Origin of the sequence: Microcoleus sp., assembly GCF_049646505.1 — a bacterium.
GTDB lineage: Bacteria > Cyanobacteriota > Cyanobacteriia > Cyanobacteriales > Microcoleaceae > Microcoleus.
The window spans coordinates 1-1,684 of the sequence record NZ_JBARVX010000294.1; the positions used below are offsets into that span (position 1 = coordinate 1).

At 45.4% G+C, this 1,684-nt stretch carries 1 protein-coding gene; it reads left to right on the forward strand.

The genetic code is table 11. From position 1 onward, the window contains the following. The coding region (locus WBA89_RS15555) for a glycoside hydrolase family 2 TIM barrel-domain containing protein (RefSeq protein ID WP_424407920.1) at positions 1-1,684 on the forward strand (1,684 nt) is incomplete at both ends.

Consider the following 1,684-nt stretch of genomic DNA (forward strand, 5'->3'; position numbering starts at 1 on the left):
TTAAATTAGATGTAGAACTCAAAGACGTTACCCAAAACGGTCAAGTTCAACTAATCGCACAAATGCTCGACGAAAAAGGCAAAGTAGAACAAAAATTTACAGGCACTGCCAGCGTCAAAGCCCAACCAATTCAAACAGTAAAAGTGCAGTGGGACTGGCAAAATCCCCGCCTTTGGGATCTAGAGAAACCCAACCTTTACACCCTGGAATTAGAAGTAAAAGGCAGCGGCACCGACACGCAATACAACCAACCTTTCGGCTTCCGCGAATTTTGGATAGAAGGGCGCAAATTTTTCTTAAACGGAACAGAGTTTCGCCTCCGCCCAACCTTGCACTCAGAAGGTTCTTGGGAAAGCGGGACAGTAGAAGTTGCTGACAAATTAATTGAGAGCTACATGAAAACAGGTTTTAACATAGTAGAAACCTGGCCTTGGAATCACGACGAACGCGGTACGTGGCACTTTCGAGAACTGTTATCAGAAAGAGCAGACCTCAAAGGTTTTCCAATTATGGTTCCCGCATTAGACATTAGTCCGATCGCTTGGAACGGCAAGTGGAAAAACCGCCAGTCTAGAGACCGCTGGAAAGCGCGAATGGTGACAGAAATGCGCCGTTACCGCAATCATCCATCAGTATTAATGTGGGCAACAAGTCCTAACTTTTTTGGCAACAGTGACGACCAAAATCCCCGCCGCATCGGCAAAAAAGAATTGGAAGGAACTCTCAGCGACTGGGACAGCAAGCGTTTGCAGGTCAATATTCCTTTAGGAAATGACACCATAGCTGCAATTAAATCAGCCGACCCTACCAGACCCGTGATGGTACACCAAGGCGCAAACTTCGGCGATGTTTATGCGCTGAATTCTTATTTGAATATGATTCCCTTGCAAGAACGGGAAGAGTGGATTTCTGAGTGGAGCAAAACCGGGGAAATGCCCTACATGGTAGTCGAGTTCGGGACGCCGCTGTTCGCAACAATGATGCGAAACCGCCAAGGTTTTGATAAGGTGATTGTCAGCGAACCTTTGATGACTGAGTTTGCGGCAATTTATTTGGGCAAACAGGCTTACGAGTTGGAAAATGCAGCTTATAAAGCTAAAATTCGCGAGCAATTTGTCAAAGGTCAGGAGTATAAAAGCTGGCACAATAACAAAGATTTAGATTTTGCACCAGCTTTTCAAAAGTTGCAGCAGTTGTTCAGCACAAATACTTGGCGGAGTTGGCGGACTTTTGGAATGTCTGGGGGGATGATTCCTTGGAGTGACGGACACGGCTGGGAACTTGCCGATGCTGGTAGAAACAAGGTGGATTTGGGCGGATTTAAATCTGGGCGGCGAGGAGTTTATTTGAAGCAAGTTACTAATAAATATTTAAATTATTTGCAGCCAGAAGCTTACACTGTTCATCCCGGAGGCGAGGCAATTATGAATAATAATAGCTCGACTTTGGCTTGGATAGCTGGTGCTAATCCGGTATTTACTGCCAAAGACCACAACTTTTTTGTAGGCGGAAAACTTGCCAAGCAAGTAGTGTTAATTAACGATACCAGGACACCGCAAGAATTTGCGTTTAGTTGGCGGGTTTTGGTGGGGGGGAGCGAAGTAAAAAAAGGCGAAAACAAAGGAGTTATTAAGCCGGCAACGACCCTATTCTTCCCTATAGACGTAAAATTGCCAAATACCGT